A 21,125-nucleotide genomic window follows, 5' to 3' on the forward strand; every position below is an offset into this window, starting at 1 on the left:
GGCTCCCTCTCGCCGTCGTCGTCGGTCCGGGGGCGGCACCCCGGGCTCCGGACCTCCTCGCACGGCCCGGCTGCTGCGCGGTCCCCGCCCCGCGCGGTCGCGCCGCCCGCCGGCCGGCCCGGGCCGCGCCCTTTCGCGGCCCCGCCCCGGGTCAGGTACCCGGGCGGCCGGACCACCGCGGTTCGACGACGGTCCACTCCGTTTCCCATGTCTCCAGTGTCCGCCGCTCGAGCCGGCGGGCGCGGACGGTGAAGACGCCCAGGGAAGCGGCCGAGAGGACGGTGAACACCGACACGCCGGCCAGCGCCGTAGCCATGATCACATCCGCGTTCGTACGGGGACTCCTCGTGACCCCGCCGTCGGCGTCGACCCAGATCCGAACGGGGCTCCCCGCCGGGGTGCCGAGCGGCACCTCCACGACGCCCTTGTGCCGGGTCTTCCCCGGGCCCTTCCAGGTGGCTTCGGCGAGCGCCGCGTCGGCGAACCCGGAGCCGCTCTCGCTCGTCCTCGCAGCCGCGCGCGTCACGGTGGTCGCCGTGACCTGCTGTCGCTGCTGCCGGTCGTCCAGCGCACGTCGGTGCTCGGCGTTCCAGGTCCCCCATGCGGCAACGGCAGCGAGTACCAGTGCCGCCAATACGGCGAGTGCGCATCCCGTCACCAGACGGCTGTGCGCGCGATCGGCGGGTCGGACGAGGGGTCCCGTGTCCCGGCCGGTGGCGCGGAGCAGATGCCGCCACAGGCCGTGCCTCGCCGTTCCTTGCCGCCGGGGCTCGGAGAGATCATGCGCCATGACGGGCCTCCCTGCTGAACCGCCCGTGGCTCGCGAATCCGGCGCGACGGTCGCGCTGACCCCACTCTCCGGCCTCCGCCCGGGCGCCGCGTAGGGGCGGCCGTCCCCGTCCCTGGGCCGGTCGGCCCTTCCGGGGGCCGTTCGGACTCTGCCGTCCACCGCTCCCGGAGGGGAAGGCTGAGTCCGTGCGGACATCGCGGTCGCGTCATTCCATCGTCACGCCTTCCCCGTCGTCACGCCGCCCCGAGGAGGTCGCCGATGCTGCAGCAGCATGTGACCGTCGGTCTGGACGGATCGGCCGAGAGTGCCGCGGCGGCGGAGTGGGCGGCCCGTGAGGCTCTGCTGCGGAAGGCCTCCCTGCGCCTGGTGCTGGTGGCGGACTCGCCGGAGCCACCACGCAGTGGCCCGGACGAGGGGGACGCCGCCGACGACGTGCTGGCCGGCGCCGCGCGAACCCTGCGGGGCAGGCACCCGGGACTCGAGGTCCGCACGCGACGGCTCTCCGGCCGGGCCCCGGCCGAGCTGGCCCGGGAGGCGGCCACGTCCGGGCTCGTGGTGCTCGGTTCACGCGGTCTGGGGAGCGTCCGGGGCCGTCTTCTCGGGTCCGTCGCGATGGCGACGATCGTCGAAACGGACCGGCCGGTCGTCCTCGTACGGCCGGGGAAGGGGCCTCGCGCGGAGGCGTACGCGGAGGAGCGGCCCCATGCGGAGCCGCACGCGGAGCCCCACGCCGAGGGCGGGCCGCGCCCGGCCCGGCCCTGCGCGGTGGTCGGTGCTTCCGGCCCGGTGGTCGTCGGTGTGGACGTCCACGACGCGTGCGAACCGGTGCTGGACTTCGCCTTCGGCGAGGCGGCCCTGCGCGGTGGACGCCTCCGGGCGGTGCACGCCTGGTCGCTCCCGCCGTTCGGGCGGGACGCGTTGGCCCTCGACATGGCCCTGCAGGAGATGCGGCCGGACGCCGTCCGGGAACTCAGGAACGTCCTCGCCCCCTGGCGGCAGAAGTACCCGTCGGTCGACGTCGTCGAACTCACGCCGGTGGGCGGGGCCTCCGAGCAGTTGCTGTACGCCGCCGACGGTGCCGCTCTGGTGGTCGTGGGGCGGCGGATCCGCACGGGGCGCGTCGGGGCCCACGTCGGGCCCGTGACCCACGCGGTGATCCACCACTGCGGCGCGCCGGTGGCCGTCGTCGCCCATGCCTGACGCGTCGCCCATGCCTGACGCACGGCCCGGGCGACCTGTCCTACCCCGTCTCCAGCACGTCCTCGACGGCGCGGCGGGGAGTCGCAGGGCCCTCGGGGCCGTACCCGAGCCGGATCACCATCTGCACATGCCCCATGGAGGAGACGGGATCGCGCAGCGCCCAGCGCAGTTCGCGCCACTCCAGTGCCTGGGAGGTCAGCGAGGTGACCAGACCGTCCAAGGTGGCCTGGAGCAGCACGCGTTCCAGCGCCTGTCCGGCCCTGAGCCAGTCGAGGGGCCCGTCGTGGGGCGTACCCAGCAGGGCGAGCCGGGGCCGCTTCTCGAACGTCGCGCTGCCGCGGCCGGCCACGGTCCGACCGGCCGCGAAGTCCCGTACCGGGGCGGTGACATCGTGCTGCCGGGGGCCGAAGGCGTGCGCGGGGATGCCTTCCCCGGAAGACTCGGCGCCCGGCCTGCCGGTCCAGCGCAGCAGTTCCTCCCGTGCCTCCGGGTCGAGCGACTCGCGGCTCTCGGCGTCGTGGAGCAGGTCCAGGACCTCCTGCACGTGCCAGGCGCCGGGAATGTGCAGCCGTACGCCCTCCAGCCGTGCCGCGGCGCGCAGTCCGTCCAGAACCCCGCTGGGGACGTCCTCGTCGGTGAACGGGAAGCGACTGGTGTGCCGCCGGTGGATCGCCGGGTGGAGCGCGGCGAGGTGGTCCTCCCGGCGCACCGGACGGTTCAGCCGGACCTCCGCCAGGAGCCACGGTTCGTCGGCGTCCGGGAGCAGCAGCGCGTCCGGATCCCTTCCCGCGTGCGCGGCCGCCACCCTCAGATTGAACAGCGCGGCGCCGCACCCGAGGTGCAGGGCGCGATTCTGCGGGTCGGAACCCGGCATGGCCCGTCGCGGGTCCCCGTAGAGCCGGATCGTGCCGCGCGCCGCGTCGTACCGGAAGCTCCAGGGCTGGGCGTTGTGCATGGACGGGGCCGCCGTCGCGTCCCGGACGAGGGAGCTGACGACGGCCGTCCCGAGGGGTTCTGCGGTCATGAGACGCTCCAGGGCCGGCGGTCAGTCGTGGGCGATGACGGCCACCGGAGCGGTGGCGTGGTGCAGTACGGCGTGGGCGACGTGGCCGAGGTGCCCGCCGACCGGGGCCCTCCGGATGCGCCTGCCGACGACCACGAGCTCCGCGTCGGTGGCTTCGTGCAGCACCTGTTCGGCGGGGGCTCCGACGAGGACCCGCTCCTCGGTCTTGACCGAGGGGTACAGCCCCCGCCACGGCCGCAGCCGCTCGGCGAGGGCGCCGGCGATGCCGTCGGCGACCTCCTGCCGAACACCGGGATCGAGCCCGGGTGCGTAGCTGAACGCGAACGGCAACGACCAGCCGTGCACGGCGCGGACGCCGCAGCCCCTCCGTGCCGCCTCGTCGAAGGCGAAGGCGAGCACCGCGTCGGCGGTCTCGTGGATGTCGACCCCGACCACCACGTCCCGACCGGCCTGATCCACGGATCCCGTCGCGGCCCCGTCCCTCGGCCGCACGAGCACGACCGGCGTGTCGATGAGTCCGACGGTCGCCGTGCCGACCGAGCCGAGAAGGAATCCCTCGAGGGCGCCGCGCCCGCGCGATCCGAGAACCAGGACCTGGGAATCGGCGGCTTCGACGGCGAGGACGGCGGCCGCCCGGCCGGTCAGCCGCCGCGCCGACACCGCCAGCTCGGGGTACCTCCGGCGCAGTTCGCCGGAGACGTCGTCGAGCACGGTGTCGGCCCAGCGCTGGTGCTCCTCCCGGTCGACGGGAGGCACGGCCGGTACGCGCGGCCACTCGTCCGCGTGCACCACCCGCAGGGGAGCCTCGCGCAGCAGGGCCTCCTTCGCGGCCCAGTCCGCGGCGGCGCGGCTCTCGGGGAAGCCGTCCACTCCGACGGTCACGGGGCGGATCATGTCCGTACGCCTCCTTCGGGGGTCGGGGCGGCCACGATTCGGGCCTGACCGGTACTCCGGCCGTGCGGGCAGGGCCGTCGAGCCCGGACGCGAGGGCCGAACGACCCGGCCGGTCGGTCCGTCGGGGCGGCCCCGGGCGTCCGTCGGGACGGACCCGTGCCTTCGACCGTCGCGGCTGAACGGCCTTCGCTCGTCCGCTCGTCCGCCGGGCCGGGAGCTCGTCGGGCGGCCGTCACGGTCGCGCGACCGGAGCCCGCGTGCGGGTCAGCCCTGTTGAGCGGGGCGGCCGAGGCTCCGGAGGGTTTCCGCGCGCCTCCGGTACTCCTCGTCGTCGATGTCACCGTTGGCGTATCGCTCCGCGAGGATCTCCTCCGCCCGTGAGGGCGAATCCGCCCAGCCCGCCCGGCGCCGCTCCGTTCCTCCGGGTGGTGCGCCGACCTCGCCGGTCCGGCGCACCAGGAGGTAGACCCCGAGCAGCAGCACGATGAGGAAGGCCGCCGCTCCGACAGCCATGAGTGCGATGAACCAGCCTCCCGGGCCATGGCCGTACCAGTACATGACCGGTTCCTCCTCGCCATGTCGTGGACGCCCCCGTACCTCTCCACGATCCGACGCGTGCCGGGGCGAAGGCGAGGGCCGAACGGCCCCGCCGGGCACGCCGGCCGTCCCCCGCGAACGGGCCGTCGGCCCCTCCCCGGGTCCTGAGCGGGCCGTCCGTTCCCCTGGTGCGCGCCGCGGGGACCATTGGACCCCGCCGAGCGGTCTGTTCGGCCCCTGCCGGGCCCGGTCCGCCGCGGTTGAATTGCCGTGTCGTACGCGCGGACGGGCGCGCGGTACGCACCGGGCTCGACGCCCACCCAGGGCCGTGGTCCGCCCGATCGTCCGGGCCCCGTGGGCGCCGGCTCGACAGGAGTGGCGAACATGAAGCACAGCAAGGTCGGAAGCCTGATGGTGGGGGAGGTCGTCTCGGTCGTGCCGTCGACCCCGTTCAAGGAGGTCGCCAAGCAGCTCGCCGAGCACGACATCAGCGGTCTGCCGGTCCTCGACGAGGACGACCGGGTGGTCGGTGTCGTCTCGGAGACCGATCTCCTGGCGCGCCAGGCCGCCGCCGGTTCCGGTGCCGGACCCGCCGTCCACGCGTCGTGGTACGGCGCCGGCGGCCTGCCCGGCGGTGATCGGGACGCGCCCACCGCCGGACGACTGATGTCCACGCCCGCGGTGACCGTTCACGCCGAGGACACGATCGCCGAGGCGGCCCGTACGATGCTGCGGCGCGGCGTCGAGCGGATGCCCGTCGTCGACGAGGAGGACCGCCTGGTCGGCATCGTCACACGGCGCGACCTCCTCCAGGTGTTCCTCCGGCCCGATCCCGAGATCCGTCTCCAGGTGGTCGAGGAAGTGCTGGTGGGCGCGCTGGGCCTCGCGCCCGACGCGATCGACGTCCATGTCGTCGACGGAAGGGTCACCCTGGAAGGACGACTCGAGGCGGCCGGCCAGATCCCCGTCCTGGTGAAGCTGACGGAGCAGATGGACGGGGTGGTCGCGGTGAGTCAGCACCTGGCCGCACCCTCCGACGGCTCCCGGCCCACGGCGCGGTCGCCGGGAGGGTGGACTCCCGCCCGGGAACGGGGTGACGCGTAAGGGCGGACCCGCGCCGGCGAACGGGTGACGCGGGGGCGGCACAGAACGGGGCGCGCATCCCCCGGCGGGGGCGCGGTCCGGCACCCCCCCGATCCGCCCGCCGTCCTGGCCGCCGGTGACGTGGACCTGGCCGGGCGCGTTGCCGGACGATCCGCTGCCGTCGACCACGGTCAGCGGATCCCTGTGCCGCTGCCCGTCCCACCGCGTCGGCCGCCCCCGAAAGGGAGCTGCCCCGGGCACGCGGGCGGGTGCGTGCCGGCCGCGACCACGGGGCAGAGTCGACGTATGAGCGGCGAAGCCGACGACCGGGACCCGGGCCTGTTCGGCCCGGCGTCGGTCACCTGGCAGATGCACGGTGACCCCATGATGTGGATCGCCGGGGTCCGCGCGCTCTACCTCCAGGCCCTGCACCCCCGCGCCGTACGCGGAGTCATGGCCAACAGCGACTTCCGCAAGGACGCCTGGGGCCGGCTGCTGCGCACGGCGGACTTCGTCGGCACCATCTCCTACGGCACCACCGAGACGGCCGAGCGGGCCGGTGCCCGCGTCCGCAGGATCCACCGCCTCCTCGGCGTGGACGATCCCGACCTGCTGCTCTGGGTGCACTGCGCCGAGGTGGACTCGTACCTGGACGTCCTGCGGCGTTCCGGGTTCCCCCTCACCGACGCCCAGGCGGACCGGTACGTCGACGAGCACCGGACCAGCGCCCGCCTCGTCGGACTCGACCCGGCCGCCGTCCCCGCCACCGGGGCGGCGCTCGCCCGGTACTTCGCCGCCGTACGGCCCGCGCTGGAAGCCGGTGCGGACGCCCGTGCGGTCGACGACTTCCTGCGCCGCCCTCCCGTCCACACCCTGCTGGTCCCGGCGCGTGAACTGATCTGGCGGCACGTCGCCGCGCTCGCCTACGACGCGCTGCCCCCGTACGCGCACGACCTCTACGGCCGTCCCGCGCCCCCGCGCGGACCCGTCACCCGGCGGCTCTCCGCCACCGGAACGGCCCTGCGCTGCGTCCCCTCACGCCTGCGCTGGCAGCTGCCGCCAGGTCACATCTTGAAGGCGATGGCGCGACTCGGGCCCGGGAGCAGGCCCGCACCGTACAAACTGCGCAGACAGGCGGCCATACTGGACGGGCCGGGGAGGGCGTAGCGAAGCGACGGGGGCGACGGCACGCGATGGCGGACACCAGGCTGATCCAGGGCCGGTACCGGCTGCTTGAACTGATCGGTCGGGGCGGCATGGGCGAGGTGTGGCAGGCCCGTGACGAGTCATTGGGCAGGCGGGTCGCGGTCAAGTGCCTCAAACCGCTCGGGCCGCAGCAGGACCGGACGTTCATCCGGGTCCTGCGGGAGCGCTTCCGCAGGGAGGCCAGGGTCGCCGCCGCCCTGCAGCACCGCGGGGTGACCGTCGTCCATGACTTCGGCGAGCACGAGGGCGTGCTCTACCTGGTGATGGAACTGCTCGAGGGCCGCAACCTCAGCCAGCTGATGGAGGACAACGAGCAGCATCCGCTGCCGGTGTCCGACGTCGTCGACATCGCCGACCAGGTCGCCGACGCCCTCGCCTACACCCATGAACAGAACATCGTCCACCGGGACCTGAAGCCCGCCAACATCATGCGGCTCACCGACGGCACGGTGAAGATCTGCGACTTCGGCATCGCCCGGCTCGGCCACGACATCGGCTTCACGTCCCGGCTCACCGGCACGGGCATCGCCATGGGCACCCCCCACTACATGTCGCCCGAGCAGATCGGCGGGGGCCAGGTCGACCACCGCAGCGATCTGTACTCCCTGGGGTGCGTGCTGTACGAGATCGCCACCGGCGCGCCGCCCTTCGACCTCGGCGACTCCTGGTCCATCCTCGTCGGCCACCGGGACACGGCGCCCCGGCCGTTGCGCGGCCACCGGCCGGAACTCCCCGGCTTCATCGACGAGATCGTCCTCGAACTGCTCGCCAAGACGCCCGAGGAGCGGCCCGCCGACGCCAAGGAACTGCGCCGCAGGATCGGCGCCGGGCGCGTGACGGCCACGCCCGCCGCCGGGACGGCGCCGCCGCCCCCGCACCGGCACGGCGGCGCAGAACCGGGGCTGCCGTCCTGGACGCGCGGCATGACGAGCGGTCACAAGGCCGTCACCGTCTCCGCGCTGCGGGCCCTGCCGCCCGACTCCACGGCGGGCCTGACCGTCGAATGGACCACCGGCGTGGATCTGCGCGGTCCCGCGCCCGTGCGACTGCCCCGGCCGCAGAGGCCCACTCCGTCGCCGGAACTCCTGGCCGTGCTCACCGGACGGCACAACGCCGGTCTCAGCCTCGGCCGGCTCGGCCGCTGGGAGGAGGCGGGCGAGGTGCACCGAGCGGTCGCCACCGAGCGCGAGCACGCGCTCGGCCCCGACCACCCGGACACCCTCGCCAGCCGGTACGAGGTCGGCTTCACGCTGAGCAGGACCGGTCGGGCGGCCGACGCTCTCCGCGAGTTCGGCCGCGTCGCCGAGGGCCGCGAACGAGCCCTGGGCCCCGACCACCCGGAGACCCTGGCCGCCCGCCAGGAGATGGCGTACGTCCTCGGCCGGCTCGGCCGGCACTTCGAGGCGCACCAGGTGTACACGGCGGTGCTCGCCTCCCGGGAACGGACCGTCGGGCCGGAGCACCCCGACACCCTGCGCTGCCGTCACAACCTCGCCTTCAACCTGAGCCGTCTCGGCCGGCTCGAGGACTCGTACCGCATGGCGGAGGAGGTGGCCGCGGCGCGCACCAGGGTGCTGGGCGCCGGGCATCCGGACACGCTCGTCACCCGGTACGAGGTCGCCTACGCCCTCGGTCAGCTGGGCCGCTGGACCGAAGCCCTGCAGACCTACCGGGACGTGGCGGGAGCCCGTGCCCGGGCGCTCGGCCCCGACCACCCGGACACCCTCGCCGCACGCTACGAGATCGGGATCAGCCTCGGCCGCCTGGGACGGAGCGCCGAGGCACTGGAGCAGTACCGGGCGCTGGTGGCCGACCGCACCCGGGTCCACGGCGCCGCCGACCCGGAGACCCTGCGGGCCCGCCACGGGCTCGGCGTCAACCTGGGCCGACTCGCCCGCTGGGAGGAGGCGCTGGCCGAGGCCCGCGACGTCTGCGCGGTCCGTGAGCGGGTCCTCGGACCCGACCACCCGGACACCCTCGTCAGCCGCCGTGAGGTCGCGGTCGGCCTGGGCTGGCTGGGCCGTTGGAGCGACGCGCTGGCCGTGTACCAGCAGGTGGCCGAGTCCCGCGAACGCGTCCTCGGCGCCGACCACCCCGACGCCCTGGCCAGCCGCAACGACCAGGCCCACTGCCTGGAGCAACTCGGCCGGGGCGGTGAGGCGGTCGAGCTCTACCGCCGCGTCGCGTCGCTCCGCCGACCGGGCGGGGCGAGCTGACCGCCCTGCCTCCGGGGGCGGGCGGACTGCCGGCCGGGCGGATCCTCGCCGGCGGGCCGCCGGGCCCTCGGCCGGCGAGCCCGCGTGACCGGTGCGGCGGCCGCCGCCGGCCGCGGCGCCCGCGGCCCGCCCGGCACGTCGTCCCGCGTCGCGGCGTTCCCGCCGCGACCGCACACTGTGACCATGACGGACCTGGCCGAGGAGAGGGAACGCGGCCGCGCCGTGCGCAAGGAGGTGCCGCGGTCCTCCCACGGGCGCTGGATCCCGGCCGCCGACCGGCCGGATCCGCTCGCGGTGCTGGAGGCCCAGGCGAAGACCCGCGAGCCCGACCTGGTGCCCGTGCGGTACGGACGGATGGCCGTCTCGCCGTTCACCTATCTGCGCGGCGCTCCGGCCGTCATGGCCGCCGATCTCGCCGTCCAGCGGAACACCGGTCTCCGGGTCCAGCTCTGCGGCGACGCCCATCTGCTGAACTTCGGGGTCTTCGCCTCGCCCGAACGCACCCTGCTGTTCGACCTCAACGACTTCGACGAGACCCTGCCCGGCCCCTTCGAATGGGACGTGAAACGCCTCGTCGCCAGCGTCGCCGTCGCCGCACGGGACAACGGCCGGCCGGACGCCGCGGCCCGGCGGGCGGCGCGGGCGGCGGCCGAGTCGTACCGGCTGTCCATGCGGTACCTCGCCGGGCTCGGTGAGCTCGACGTCTGGTACGAGCGCATCGCGGCCGAGGACCTGGTGCCCCTCGTGCGCGACCTGGAGCGGGCGCGCCTCGAGGCCCGGCTGGCCAAGGCTCGGCGCCGGACGAGTCTGCAGGCGCTGGAGAAGCTGACCGAGGTCGTCGGCGGACGGCGCCGGATCGTGCAGGATCCACCGCTGCTCGAGGCCGTGGCCGGGCTGGACGCCGCGTCGGTGCGCAAGATCCTCAGCGACTACCGCAGCACTCTGCCCGAGGACCGCAGGGTCCTGCTCGACCGGTACCGGTTCGTCGAGGCGGCCCGCAAGGTCGTCGGTGTCGGCAGCGTCGGGACGCGCTGCTTCGTCGCGCTGATGACCGGACGCGACGCGGAGGACCCGCTCTTCCTGCAGATCAAGGAGGCCCAGCGGTCCGTGCTGGAGCCCCATCTGCCGAAGTCCGCCTATCGCCACCAGGGTCAGCGGGTCGTCGCCGGCCAGCGGCTGCTGCAGGCGGCGAGCGACATCTTCCTCGGCTGGGTCAGCGGTCCGGGGGGTCGGCACTTCTACTGGCGCCAGCTACGGGACATGAAGGGCTCGGCGGACGTCGCGACGATGTCACCGACGCTGTTGCGCGACTACGCGGCGCTCTGCGGCAGGGCGCTGGCCCGGGCCCACGCCCGGTCCGGGGAGCGCATCGCGATCGCGGCGTACCTCGGCGCCGCCGACACCTTCGACCGGGCCATGGGCGACTTCGCGGTGGCCTACGCGGACCGGACCGAAGAGGACCACCAGGCCCTCCTGGCGGCCATCGGGTCCGGGTCGGTCGAGGCCGCCCAGGGCGTCTGAGGCCGCCTCCCGGGCCAGCGCCGCCTCCGGGGGCGCGGCGCGTCACGCCCCCCGGCCGTTCCCGCGGCCCCGAGCCGCCTCCCGGTCCGGGGCTCCCTCCCGCATCCGGGGCAGCCCCCGCGGCGCGGTACCCGTGCCGTCCTCGGGGAGCTCCGCGGTCCGGGACCGCGAACGTGACGCCGCCCTCTGGCCCGCCCGATCATCGCGTGTTACCAAGAGGCATGTCTGCAGCCTCCTCCGAATCGTTCAGCCGGTCCGTGTACGACGCCGTCATCGTGGGCGGCGGCCACAACGGCCTGGTCGCCGCCGCCTACCTGGCCCGTGCGGGGCGCACCGTCCTGGTCCTCGAGCGCCTCGGGAACACCGGGGGAGCGGCCGTCTCCACCCGCCCGTTCGCCGGGGTCGACGCCCGGCTGTCCCGCTACTCGTACCTGGTGTCCCTGCTGCCCGGCAGCATCGTCCGCGACCTCGGGCTGGCGTTCTCGGTCCGCAAGCGCACCGTCTCCTCCTACACCCCGGTCGTGCGCGACGGCCGGGCCACCGGACTGCTCGTCGGCGGCGACCGTACGCGCGAGTCGTTCGCGGCCCTCACCGGCTCCGACCGCGAGTACACCGCCTGGGAGGCGTTCTACGACCGGACCAGGCAGGTCGCCGAGAGGGTCTTCCCCACGCTGACGGAGCCGCTGCCGACCCGCCGGGAGCTGCGGGAGCGGGTCGGGGACGACACGGCCTGGCGGACGCTGTTCGAGGAGCCCATCGGCGCCGCGATCGAGGAGAACTTCGCCGACGACCTGGTCCGCGGCGTCGTCCTGACCGATGCGCTCATCGGTACGTTCGCGGACGCACACGACCCGTCGCTGGTGCAGAACCGCTGCTTCCTCTACCACGTCATCGGCAACGGCACGGGCGACTGGGACGTGCCCGTCGGCGGGATGGGCGCGCTGACCGACGCGCTCGCCGGGGCGGCCCGGGCCGCCGGTGCCGAGATCGTCACCGGCCACGAGGCGGTCCGGATCGAGACCGACGGGACGGCCGCCGAGGTCGTCTTCCGCACGGACGACCGCGAGGGCACGGTCGCCGCCCGCAAGGTGCTGGTCAACGCCTCCCCGCAGGCCCTCTCCGCCCTTCTCGGCGAGCCCGCCCCGCCCCCGGCGGAGGGCGCCCAGCTCAAGGTCAACATGCTGCTGCGCCGGCTGCCCCGGCTGCGGGACCGCTCGGTCGACCCGCGGCAGGCGTTCTCCGGCACCTTCCACATCTCCGAGGGCTACGGCCAGCTGGCGACGGCGTACGCCCAGGCCGCCGCGGGACGCCTGCCCGAGGCGCCGCCGTCGGAGATCTACTGCCACTCGCTGACCGACCCGTCCATCCTCGGCCCCGAGCCGGCCGCCCAGGGCTACCAGACCCTGACCCTGTTCGGGCTCCACACGCCGGCCCGGCTGTTCACCGACGCGCCCGACGCGACCCGTGACGCGTTGCTCAAGGCGACCCTCGCCGAGCTCGATGCCCATCTGTACGAGCCGATCACCGACTGCCTGGCGTTCGACGAGGCGGGGCGGCCCTGCATCGAGGCGAAGACCCCGCTGGATCTGGAGCACGATCTGCGGCTCCCCGGCGGGCACATCTTCCACCGGGATCTCGCCTTCCCCTGGGCGGACGGCTCGACCGGCCGCTGGGGAGTGGAGACCGCCCACGCCAATGTGCTGCTCTGCGGCGCGGGAGCCGTGCGCGGCGGCGGTGTGAGCGGCATCCCGGGCCACAACGCGGCGATGGCGGCACTGGGCCGCTGACCTCCTTCGCCGTGGGTGGGCGGCCGGGATCCGGCCGCCCACCTGCTGTCCCGCGCTGGTCAGAGCCCGGCCGTGGCCCGGCCGGGGGCAGCCGCGGTGTGGAAGGTGCGCCGGTAGGCGGCGGGGGAGACGCCGACGAGTTCACGCATGTGCTGCCGCAGCGAGTTGGCGCTGCCGAATCCGGCGCGGTCGGCCACCAGGTCGATCGACAGGTCGCTGGTCTCCAGCAGTTGCTTGGCCACCTCGACCCGCTGGGCGGTGAGCCACTGGCCGGGGGTGACTCCCGCCTCCTCGCGGAACCGCCGGGTGAACGTCCGCACGCTCATCCGCGCGTGCGCGGCCAGCTCGCCCAGCGTCAGCGGGCGGTCCAGCCGCTCCAGTGCCCAGGCCCGGGTGGGCGCGGTGGTGGTCGTCGTGGGCTCGGGCACGGGCCTCTCGATGTACTGCGCCTGGCCGCCGTCGCGCCACGGCGGGACGATGCAGCGGCGGGCCACCTGATTGGCGAGCGCGCTGCCGTGGTCGCGCCGCACCAGGTGCAGGCACACGTCGACGCCGGCCGCCGCGCCGGCCGAGCTGAGCAGGTCGCCGTCGTCGACGAAGAGCACGTCCTCGTCGAACCGCACCCGCGGGAACAGCCGACGGAAGTGCTCCGCCTCCGCCCAGTGGGTCGTGGCGGGCCGGCCGTCGAGCAGTCCCGCCGCGGCGAGGACGAAGGCGCCCGTGCAGATCGACACCGTGCGGGTGCCCGGCCGGATCCGTGCGAGGCCCTCCGCGAGGGGCGCGGGCAGCAGACCCTTCCCGGCGATGCTCCCGAGCCGGTGCGTCGGTGCGACGATCACGGTGTCGGCGCTCTCCAGCGCCTCGGGGCCGTGGGCCACGTCGATCGAGAAGCCCGCCTCGGTGCGGACGGGCCCGCCGTCCGGGGTGCAGACGACGACCTCGTACAGCGCGGTCCCGTCCGAGGACCGGGCGCTGCCGAAGATCCGCGCGGGGATGCCGAGTTCGAAGGTCATGACCCCGTCGAGGGCCAGGACCACCACGCGGTGGGGGTCCGGTCCGGGCGGTACGACGCAGCCGTCGTACACGTCCCACTCACCGCTCGCCTTCCGCTGCCCCGCCGTGCGGTCCGGGGTGCGTCCCGTGTCCCGTCCCGAAGTACCCATGGCCAGATTCTGTCACATCATGGCCATCCGGCCAGTTCTGGGCGGGGTCGCGAGCCCCGATGGTGGAGGCGTACCGAGAACGGAAAGGACCTCTCATGCACGACACCGACACCGGCACCACGATGCGCGCGATCAGCCCGGCCGCCTGGGGCGGACCCGAGCTGCTGCGCGAGGTGACCCTCGCCCGGCCCGCCCCGGGTCCCACCGAGATCCTGGTGCGAGTGCACGCGGCCGGGGTCAACCCCATCGACTGGAAGACGCGCGCCACCGGAGGCTTCGGGATGCACGGCGAACCGCCGGTGCTCGGATACGACGTCTCCGGCGTCGTCGAGGCCGTGGGGCCGGGCGTCACCGTCCACCGCCCCGGCGACGAGGTGTTCGGCATGCCGGAGTTCCCGCGCCAGGCCGGCGGCTACGCGCAGTACGTCACCGGCCCGGCCCGGCACTTCGTGCCCAAGCCCGCGGCCCTGAGCCATGTGGAGGCGGCCGCCCTGCCGCTGGCCGGCCTCACCGCCTGGCAGTCCCTCGTGGAGACCGCGGGTCTGGCCCCCGGCCGGCGGGTGCTCGTCCACGCGGCGGCGGGCGGCGTCGGTCATCTGGCCGTCCAGATCGCCGCGGCCCGCGGCGCGTACGTCATCGGCACCGCCCGTGAGGAGAACCACGCACTGCTGAAGGAACTCGGCGCCGACGAACTCATCGACTACACCCGGCACGACTTCACGGCCGTGCTCGGGAACCAGGCCGTCGACGTCGTCCTGGACTCGATCGGCGGGGACTACGGGCACCGGTCCCTGCGGGTGCTGCGCGAGGGCGGCACGCTCCTCACACTGCCCTCGCCCGACGAGGTGCCCGCCCCGGAAGAGGCCGCACCGAGGGGCATCCGCACCGGTTTCACGCTCGTGGAGCCGGACTCCACCGGGATGCGCGCGCTCGCCTCGCTCGCGGTGGAGGGAAGGCTGCGTCCCGTCGTCGAGACCGTGCTGCCGCTGGAGCGCGCCGCCGACGCCCACCGGCTGGGCGAGACCGGACGCACCCGGGGGAAGATCGTGCTCACGGTCGTGGACGCCTGATCCGGACCCCCGTCGATGCGAAATCCCCGTTCCGCGTCTGTGTCCGGGTCGGTGTCCGTCGGTCGGGCCGTTCCTTCCTCGTTCCTGCTGCGTGAAGGGTGACCGGCCGTGGGAGGCGCGTGCGGGCCGGGGCACGGACTCCGGCCGCGCCCGGCCCCGCGGCCGTCCGCCGTGGCCCCGGGGAGGGGTGGCCCGTAGACCGCGCTCGAGCCCGTCCGCGGGACCTCAGTCGGCGGACGGGCTCCAGCCCGCCGCCTCGATCCGCGCCGCGTCGCCTGCCCGGGACTCGTCGAAGAGGGTCCCGCCGCCGTCGTCGATCCGCAGGCCGTCCACGTACGCGCCGCGCCCGACGTACAACCGGTCCGTCGTGTACCGCCAGCGCAGCCGGAGCGGCCGGGCGTGCCAGGCCGACAGATCCGCCTCGACCTCGTGCCAGACCCGCCCCGACCACCCGGTGACCCAGCCCTCGTGGCGGGTCTCCGCATGCTCCCCCCGGCGCCGCGTCTCGAACGGCAGCGCCCGCCAGGTCGTCCCCCCGTCGGCGGACGCCTCCAGGAACACCTTGGCGGAGCCGGGTTCGGTGTCCCACCACAGGGAGCACCGCAGCCCGGCGCGCCCGGTGGAGGGGGTGACCTCGGGCAGCGCCAGCGTCGCGGTGGTGGCCGGGGCCATCCCGGAGAACCAGGCGGTTCGCCCCAGTGCGGGACGTACCGGGACGGCGCGGGCGAGGTTGTTCGCGGCGGTGACGCGCGGCGCGCTGCCGGAGCGCCATGTGCGCACCGGATGGACGGAGTTGCCGAGGACGACCAGGAACGAGTCCGTCGATGGGTCGAGCACGAGACTGGTTCCGGTGAAACCCGTGTGTCCGGCGGTGCGTGGCGTGGCCATCGCGCCCATGAACCAGTGCCGGTAGAGCTCGAAGCCGAGCCCGTGCCCGCCGCCGGGGAACGCGGTGTTGAAGTCGGTGAACAGCAGTTCCACCGACTCCGGGGCGAGGATGCGGGCCCGGCCGTACGCGCCCCCGTTGAGCAGGGTGCGGGCGAGGACCGCCAGGTCCCAGGCGCGGGAGAACACCCCGGCGTGCCCGGCGACCCCGCCGAAAGCGTGGGCGTTCTCGTCGTGTACCTCGCCCCACACCAGCCCACGGTCCAGACCCGACCACGGCGGCCGGGCGTCCTCGGTCGCCGCGATCTCCGGACGCCAGGACGCGGGAGGGTTGAACCGGGTGCGGTCCATCCCGAGCGGCTCCGTGATGTCCTCCCGCAGGAGGGCCTCCAGGCCCCGGCCGGTGATCTCCTCCAGGACCAGCTGAAGCGTGATCAGATTCAGGTCGGAGTAGAGGTACCTGGTGCCCGGGGTGCCGATGGGTGCCTCGTTCCACAGCAGCCGGAGCCGGCCCGCGTGCGTGGGCTCCTCGAAGAGGGGAATCCAGTCCCGCAACCCCGAGGTGTGGGTGAGCAGTTGACGTACGGTGACGTCCTGCTTGCCCGCCGCCCCGAACTCCGGCAGGTACGACGCGACCCTCGCCTCCAGCCCCAGCGCGCCCCGTTCGATCTGCTGCACGGCGAGGATCGAGGTGAACAGCTTGGACACCGACGCCAGGTCGAACACCGTGTCCTCGGCCATGGGGATCTGCCGCTCCGGCGGGAACTCCACGCCGGTGTCCGTCTTCTCGTCGTAGGCCGAGTAGCGCACGGCCCTGCCGATCGGGTGGTGCAGCGCCACCGTGCCGCCGCGGCCGGCGAGCAGGACGGCCCCCGCGTACCAGGGCCGCCGGGGCGAGGGGGACAGGAAGGCCTCCGCGTCCGCGACCAGCCGGTCCAGATGCCCGGCGACGAGCCCGGCCCGCTCGGGCGTCCCGCGCCGCAGCGTCGTACGTCGGCGGCCCGCGCCGCCGCCCCCGCCCGCGGCCGGTGCCGCCGCGGCACCCGGGACCGGTTCGATCACCTGCGGACACCTCCAGTGCGAAGCTCCGGGGGAGTTCCTCCCGGTGCCGGCGGCGCGCCGCCGAACCGGTGCGGGCCGATCCCCCTGCGTGCCGACGCCTCCGTCATACCGCACCCTCCCAGAGGGAATCCTTGGGGTGGCCGTGCAACACGGGAAACCCTCGTGCCGAGGCGAGGGGGCGTCAAGACCGCTCAAGAATCTGACACTGCATCAGAAATCCTCTTCCCTCGGCCGTTCCGCTGCGGCATCCTGCGCCCATGGAGACGGAGCTGAGCAAGAGACTGGGAATCGAGCACGCCATCTTCGGCTTCACCCCGTTCCCCGCGGTCGCCGCGGCCATCAGCCGGGCCGGGGGCCTCGGCGTCCTGGGCGCGGTCCGCTACGCCGTGCCCGGCGACCTCGCCCGGGACCTCGACTGGATGCAGGAGCACACCGGCGGCAGACCGTACGGACTCGATGTCGTGATGCCGGCCAGGAAGGTCGAGGGCGTCACCGAGGCCGATGTCGAGGCCATGATCCCCGAAGGGCACCGCCGCTTCGTCGAGGAACTCCTCACCAAGCACGGCGTACCCCCGCTGCCCGCCGGCGAGGCGTCCGGCTGGCGGATCACCGGCTGGATGGAGCACGTCGCCCGCAGCCAGCTCGACGTCGCCTTCGACTATCCCGTCAAGCTCCTCGCCAACGCCCTCGGTTCGCCGCCGCCCGACGTCGTCGACCGGGCCCACGGCCACGGAGTGCTTGTCGCGGCCCTCGCCGGCAGCGCCGCGCACGCCCGCCGTCACGCCGAGGCGGGCATCGACATCGTCGTCGCCCAGGGCTACGAGGCGGGCGGCCACACCGGCGAGATCGCCTCGATGGTGCTCACCCCCGAAGTCGTCGACGCCGTCGGCCCGCTACCGGTGCTCGCCGCCGGAGGCATCGGCAGCGGCGAGCAGATCGCCGCCGGACTGGCCCTGGGCGCCCAGGGCGTCTGGCTCGGCTCGGTCTGGCTCACCACCACCGAGGCCGATCTCCACTCCCGCGCGCTCACCGCGAAGCTGCTCGCCGCGGGATCCGGCGACACCGTCCGCTCGCGCGCCCTCACCGGCAAACCCGCCCGCCAACTGCGCACCGAGTGGACCGACGCCTGGGACGACCCGGACGGGCCCGGCACCCTCCCCATGCCCCTCCAGGGCCTGCTCGTGGCCGAAGCGGTCTCCCGCATCCAGAAGTACGGGACCGAACCGCTCCTCGGCACCCCCGTCGGGCAGATCGTCGGCCGGATGAACTCGGAGCGGAGCGTCCGGCAGGTCTTCGACGAGCTCACCCGCGGATTCGAACGCGCCGTGGACCGCATCCAGCGCATCGCCGGAAGGAGCGCATCATGAGCGAGCGGCCGTCGGGAGCACCGCTGACGGAGACCCCGGGAGGCTTCTGGGCCCAGGCCGGGGTCGATCCGGAGCGGACCGTGCTGATCGCCCCCGGCGGCGAGGAGTGGACCGCGGGACGGCTCCACGAGGACGTCAACCGCCTCGTGCACGGGCTGCGCGCGGCGGGGATGCGACGGGGCGACGCCCTCGCCGTCGTACTGCCCAACGGCGTCGAGTTCCTCACCGCCTACCTCGCCGCCACCCAGGCGGGCTTCTACCTCGTCCCCGTCAACCACCATCTCGTCGGCCCGGAGATCGCCTGGATCGTCGCCGACTCCGGCGCCGAGGTCCTCATCGCGCACGCACGCTTCGGCGCCGCGGCGACCGCCGCCGCGGACGAGGCGGGGTTGCCCGCGGACCGCCGCTACGCCGTCGGGGACGTGGACGGCTTCCGCCCCTACGCCGCGCTGTTGGACGGACAGCCCGCGACGCCGCCCGGGGACCGTACCCTCGGCTGGGTCATGAACTACACCTCCGGCACCACCGGACGGCCCCGGGGCATCCGCCGCCCTCTGCCCGGCAGACCACCGGAGGAGACGCACCTCGGCGGGTTCCTCGGCATCTTCGGCATCAGGCCCTTCGACGACAACGTCCACCTCGTGTGCTCGCCGCTCTACCACACGGCCGTGCTCCAGTTCGCGGGAGCGTCGCTCCACATCGGCCACCGGCTGGTGCTGATGGACAAGTGGACGCCCGAGGAGATGCTGCGGCTCATCGACACCCATGCCTGCACCCACACCCATATGGTTCCCACCCAGTTCCACCGGCTGCTGGCGCTGCCCGAGGAGGTCCGTGCCCGGTACGACGTCAGCTCCATGCGGCACGCCATCCACGGCGCCGCGCCCTGCCCCGACCACGTGAAGCGGGCGATGATCGACTGGTGGGGACACTGCGTCGAGGAGTACTACGCGGCGAGCGAGGGCGGGGGCGCCTTCGCCACCGCCGAGGACTGGCTGAAGAGACCCGGCACGGTCGGCCGGGCCTGGCCCATCAGCGAACTCGCCGTCTTCGACGACCACGGAAAGCGGCTGCCACCCGGTGAACTCGGCACCGTCTACATGAAGATGTCCACCGGAGGCTTCAGCTACCACAAGGACGAGGCCAAGACCCGGGGGAACCGCATCGGCGACTTCTTCACGGTCGGCGACCTGGGTCTCCTCGACGAGGACGGCTACCTCTTCCTGCGCGACCGCAGGATCGACATGATCATCTCGGGCGGAGTCAACATCTACCCCGCCGAGATCGAGTCCGTACTCCTCGGTCACCCCGCCGTCGCCGACGCCGCAGCCTTCGGAATCCCGCACGCCGACTGGGGCGAGGAGGTCAAGGCCGTCGTCGAGCCGGCCGAGGGCCACACCCCGGGCCCCGACCTCGCCGCCGCGATCCTCGCCCACTGCGAGGAGCGCCTCGCGGGCTACAAACGGCCCAGGAGCGTGGACTTCACCGCCGCCATGCCCCGCGACCCCAACGGCAAGCTCTACAAGCGCCGGCTGCGCGAACCGTACTGGGAGGGGCACGAACGCCCGGTGTGACGGCCTGTGGGATCCCTCCCCGCAGCCGCCGGTCCGGCTCCGGACGCGGCCCCGGTCCGCCCGGCGGGAGCCCAGCCCCGTAGGGGAGCCGCCCGCAGCGTTCTCCAACGTGCGCGGCCGGGGCCGCCCCGGACCTCGGAACTGGGACCGCGAACCCCGGACCCTCGGACCCCGTGGTCCCGTTGGCCCACCAGACCGCGCGAGCCGCCCGGCCTCCTGGCAGCGTGGCGCGCATGAAGACCGGCACGAAGGCGCTGGGCGCGCAATGGACCACCTGGGTGCCGGTGGCCGCTGCGTTGGCGCTCGTCGTCGGCTGGGGCAGACACCTTCCGGGCTTCGCCGTGACCGTGGTGGGACTGTGCCTCGTCGGTGCCGTGCTGGCCGCGGTGCACCACGCCGAGGTCGTCGCGCACCGCGTGGGCGAGCCGTTCGGCTCCATCGTCCTCGCCGTCGCGGTGACCGTCATCGAGGTAGGACTCATCGTCACCCTGATGGCGGGCGGCGGGGCCAAGGCCTCCACCTACGCCAGGGACACCGTCTTCGCGGCCGTGATGATCACCTGCAACGGAATCGTGGGCCTGTCCCTGCTCGTCACCGCCCTGCGCAAGCGGATCGCCGTCTTCCATGCCGAGGGCTCGGGCGGGGCGCTGGCCACCGTGTGCACCCTCGCGACCATGACGCTGGTGCTGCCGAGTTTCACCACCGGCCGCCCGGGAGGCGAGTTCACCGCGGCCCAGTTGGCCTTCGCCGCGATCGCCTCGCTCTGCCTCTACGCCATCTTCATCGCCGTGCAGACCGTGCGGCACCGCGACTACTTCCTGCCCGTCGAACGCGAAGGGCGAGGGAGCGACCCCGACGAGCACGCCCCGCCGCCGGGGATGCGCCAGACCTGGTGGAGCGTCGCGCTGCTGTTCGTGGCGCTCGTGGCCGTCGTGGGGGACGCCAAACTCGTCTCCCCGACGATCGAGGGCGGCGTGGAGTCGGCCGGACTGCCCAACTCCGTCGTCGGCGTCGTCATCGCCCTGATGGTGCTGATGCCCGAGACCCTCGCCGCCGTCCGTGCCGCGCGCCGGGACCGCATGCAGACCAGTCTGAACCTCGCCTACGGCTCCGCCATCGCCAGCATCGGGCTGACCGTCCCGGCGATCGCCCTCGCCTCGGTCTGGCTGCCCGGTGCGCTGATCCTCGGAATCGACGCCACCCACCTGGTGCTGCTCGCCCTCACGGCCGTGGTCAGCGCCCTGACCGTGGTCCCCGGCCGGGCCACCCTGCTCCAGGGCTTCGTCCACCTCGTGCTGTTCGCCGCGTTCGTCCTGCTGTCGTTCAGTCCCTGACCCACGAGCCGGGCGACGGTTCCGCACCCGGCGGCCGGACCGGAGCGGCGCGTCGCCTTTCGGGCGGTGCGGCCTGCCACCCGGCGGTACGTGCCTAACCGCCGGGCGGGAAGGGCTGAGCCTGCTGCGGGGGCATACCGGCCGGCGCCACACCCGACCGGATCACCTGCTCCAGGCCGCGCAGGGTCTGCTCGGCCTCCCGGCGCACCTGAGCGGGCACATCACCGCGTTCGGTGACGAGCCGGTCGTAGATCGGCGCCTCTTGCCACACAGCCAACCAGCCCTTTCCGCAGACGACTTCCCCCGGTTCCGGAGGCGGCTGCCGAGCTTAGCCGGTCCCCGGAGCGGCGCCGAAACCGGCCCGTCGAACCGACCGCCCGCCCCGACCGTCCGCCGAACCGGCCCGTCCTGC

General features: G+C 74.2%; 17 protein-coding genes. 10 read left to right on the forward strand and 7 right to left on the reverse strand.

The genetic code is table 11. The features are described from left to right. Positions 1 to 151: 151 nt before the first annotated feature. Positions 152 to 790: an Rv1733c family protein gene (locus tag O7595_RS31395; RefSeq protein WP_269731958.1), complete on the reverse strand. Its 639-nt coding sequence runs from the start codon at positions 788 to 790 to the stop codon at positions 152 to 154. A 258-nt stretch (positions 791 to 1,048) separates the two neighbouring features. On the opposite strand from O7595_RS31395, the gene O7595_RS31400 reads away from it, so the two are divergent. Beyond that, positions 1,049 to 1,990: a universal stress protein gene (locus O7595_RS31400; RefSeq protein ID WP_332328335.1), complete on the forward strand. Its 942-nt coding sequence runs from the start codon at positions 1,049 to 1,051 to the stop codon at positions 1,988 to 1,990. 40 nt (positions 1,991 to 2,030) lie between these two features. On the opposite strand, the gene O7595_RS31405 is transcribed toward O7595_RS31400, so the two are convergent. The 3 genes from O7595_RS31405 to O7595_RS31415 form a co-directional block, all read right to left on the reverse strand. Then, the gene (locus O7595_RS31405) at positions 2,031 to 3,014 is read right to left on the reverse strand and encodes an Acg family FMN-binding oxidoreductase (RefSeq protein ID WP_269731959.1); all 984 of its coding nucleotides are present in this window, start codon (positions 3,012 to 3,014) and stop codon (positions 2,031 to 2,033) included. Positions 3,015 to 3,035: 21 nt separating this feature from the next. Further along, positions 3,036 to 3,908 (reverse strand): universal stress protein, encoded by an 873-nt coding sequence (locus O7595_RS31410; RefSeq protein ID WP_269731960.1) that lies wholly within the window; start codon positions 3,906 to 3,908, stop codon positions 3,036 to 3,038. 264 nt (positions 3,909 to 4,172) lie between these two features. Continuing rightward, positions 4,173 to 4,466, reverse strand: a complete 294-nt coding sequence (locus tag O7595_RS31415; protein ID WP_269731961.1) for an SHOCT domain-containing protein — start codon at positions 4,464 to 4,466, stop codon at positions 4,173 to 4,175. A gap of 363 nt (positions 4,467 to 4,829) precedes the next feature. Here O7595_RS31415 and O7595_RS31420 point away from each other — a divergent pair, with 363 nt between their 5' ends. The 5 genes from O7595_RS31420 (at position 4,830) to O7595_RS31440 (ending at position 12,258) form a co-directional block, all read left to right on the forward strand. Beyond that, the gene (locus O7595_RS31420; protein ID WP_269731962.1) at positions 4,830 to 5,549 is read left to right on the forward strand and encodes a CBS domain-containing protein; all 720 of its coding nucleotides are present in this window, start codon (positions 4,830 to 4,832) and stop codon (positions 5,547 to 5,549) included. 285 nt (positions 5,550 to 5,834) lie between these two features. Next, positions 5,835 to 6,695, forward strand: coding sequence for an oxygenase MpaB family protein (locus O7595_RS31425; RefSeq protein ID WP_269731963.1), 861 nt, complete (start codon positions 5,835 to 5,837; stop codon positions 6,693 to 6,695). A 26-nt stretch (positions 6,696 to 6,721) separates the two neighbouring features. After that, complete coding sequence (locus tag O7595_RS31430; RefSeq protein WP_269731964.1) at positions 6,722 to 8,950, forward strand: serine/threonine-protein kinase; 2,229 nt, start codon at positions 6,722 to 6,724, stop codon at positions 8,948 to 8,950. A gap of 183 nt (positions 8,951 to 9,133) precedes the next feature. Beyond that, positions 9,134 to 10,471, forward strand: a complete 1,338-nt coding sequence (locus O7595_RS31435; protein WP_269731965.1) for a DUF2252 domain-containing protein — start codon at positions 9,134 to 9,136, stop codon at positions 10,469 to 10,471. A gap of 221 nt (positions 10,472 to 10,692) precedes the next feature. Further along, positions 10,693 to 12,258: a phytoene desaturase family protein gene (locus tag O7595_RS31440; protein ID WP_269731966.1), complete on the forward strand. Its 1,566-nt coding sequence runs from the start codon at positions 10,693 to 10,695 to the stop codon at positions 12,256 to 12,258. A gap of 59 nt (positions 12,259 to 12,317) precedes the next feature. Here the strand turns inward: O7595_RS31440 and O7595_RS31445 are convergent, their stop codons facing one another. Next, positions 12,318 to 13,421: a GlxA family transcriptional regulator gene (locus O7595_RS31445; protein WP_269731967.1), complete on the reverse strand. Its 1,104-nt coding sequence runs from the start codon at positions 13,419 to 13,421 to the stop codon at positions 12,318 to 12,320. A 95-nt stretch (positions 13,422 to 13,516) separates the two neighbouring features. Between O7595_RS31445 and O7595_RS31450 the strand changes: the two genes are divergently transcribed. Further along, positions 13,517 to 14,491 (forward strand): NADP-dependent oxidoreductase, encoded by a 975-nt coding sequence (locus tag O7595_RS31450; RefSeq protein WP_269731968.1) that lies wholly within the window; start codon positions 13,517 to 13,519, stop codon positions 14,489 to 14,491. Between the two features lie 225 nt (positions 14,492 to 14,716). On the opposite strand, the gene O7595_RS31455 is transcribed toward O7595_RS31450, so the two are convergent. Beyond that, positions 14,717 to 16,438, reverse strand: a complete 1,722-nt coding sequence (locus O7595_RS31455) for a serine hydrolase (RefSeq protein ID WP_269731969.1) — start codon at positions 16,436 to 16,438, stop codon at positions 14,717 to 14,719. 257 nt (positions 16,439 to 16,695) lie between these two features. Between O7595_RS31455 and O7595_RS31460 the strand changes: the two genes are divergently transcribed. From O7595_RS31460 to O7595_RS31470, 3 genes are all read left to right on the forward strand, one after another. Beyond that, positions 16,696 to 17,805: an NAD(P)H-dependent flavin oxidoreductase gene (locus tag O7595_RS31460; RefSeq protein ID WP_269731970.1), complete on the forward strand. Its 1,110-nt coding sequence runs from the start codon at positions 16,696 to 16,698 to the stop codon at positions 17,803 to 17,805. Beyond that, complete coding sequence (locus tag O7595_RS31465; protein WP_269731971.1) at positions 17,802 to 19,379, forward strand: acyl-CoA synthetase; 1,578 nt, start codon at positions 17,802 to 17,804, stop codon at positions 19,377 to 19,379. The genes O7595_RS31460 and O7595_RS31465 overlap by 4 nt, the downstream gene beginning before the upstream one ends. A gap of 233 nt (positions 19,380 to 19,612) precedes the next feature. Beyond that, positions 19,613 to 20,713 (forward strand): calcium:proton antiporter, encoded by a 1,101-nt coding sequence (locus tag O7595_RS31470; RefSeq protein ID WP_269731972.1) that lies wholly within the window; start codon positions 19,613 to 19,615, stop codon positions 20,711 to 20,713. Between the two features lie 94 nt (positions 20,714 to 20,807). On the opposite strand, the gene O7595_RS31475 is transcribed toward O7595_RS31470, so the two are convergent. Beyond that, on the reverse strand, positions 20,808 to 20,990 hold the full coding sequence (locus tag O7595_RS31475) for a hypothetical protein (RefSeq protein ID WP_269732724.1): 183 nt from the start codon (positions 20,988 to 20,990) through the stop codon (positions 20,808 to 20,810). Between the last annotated feature and the right edge of the window lie 135 nt (positions 20,991 to 21,125).

The organism is Streptomyces sp. WMMC940 (assembly GCF_027460265.1).
Classification (GTDB): Bacteria; Actinomycetota; Actinomycetes; order Streptomycetales; family Streptomycetaceae; genus Streptomyces.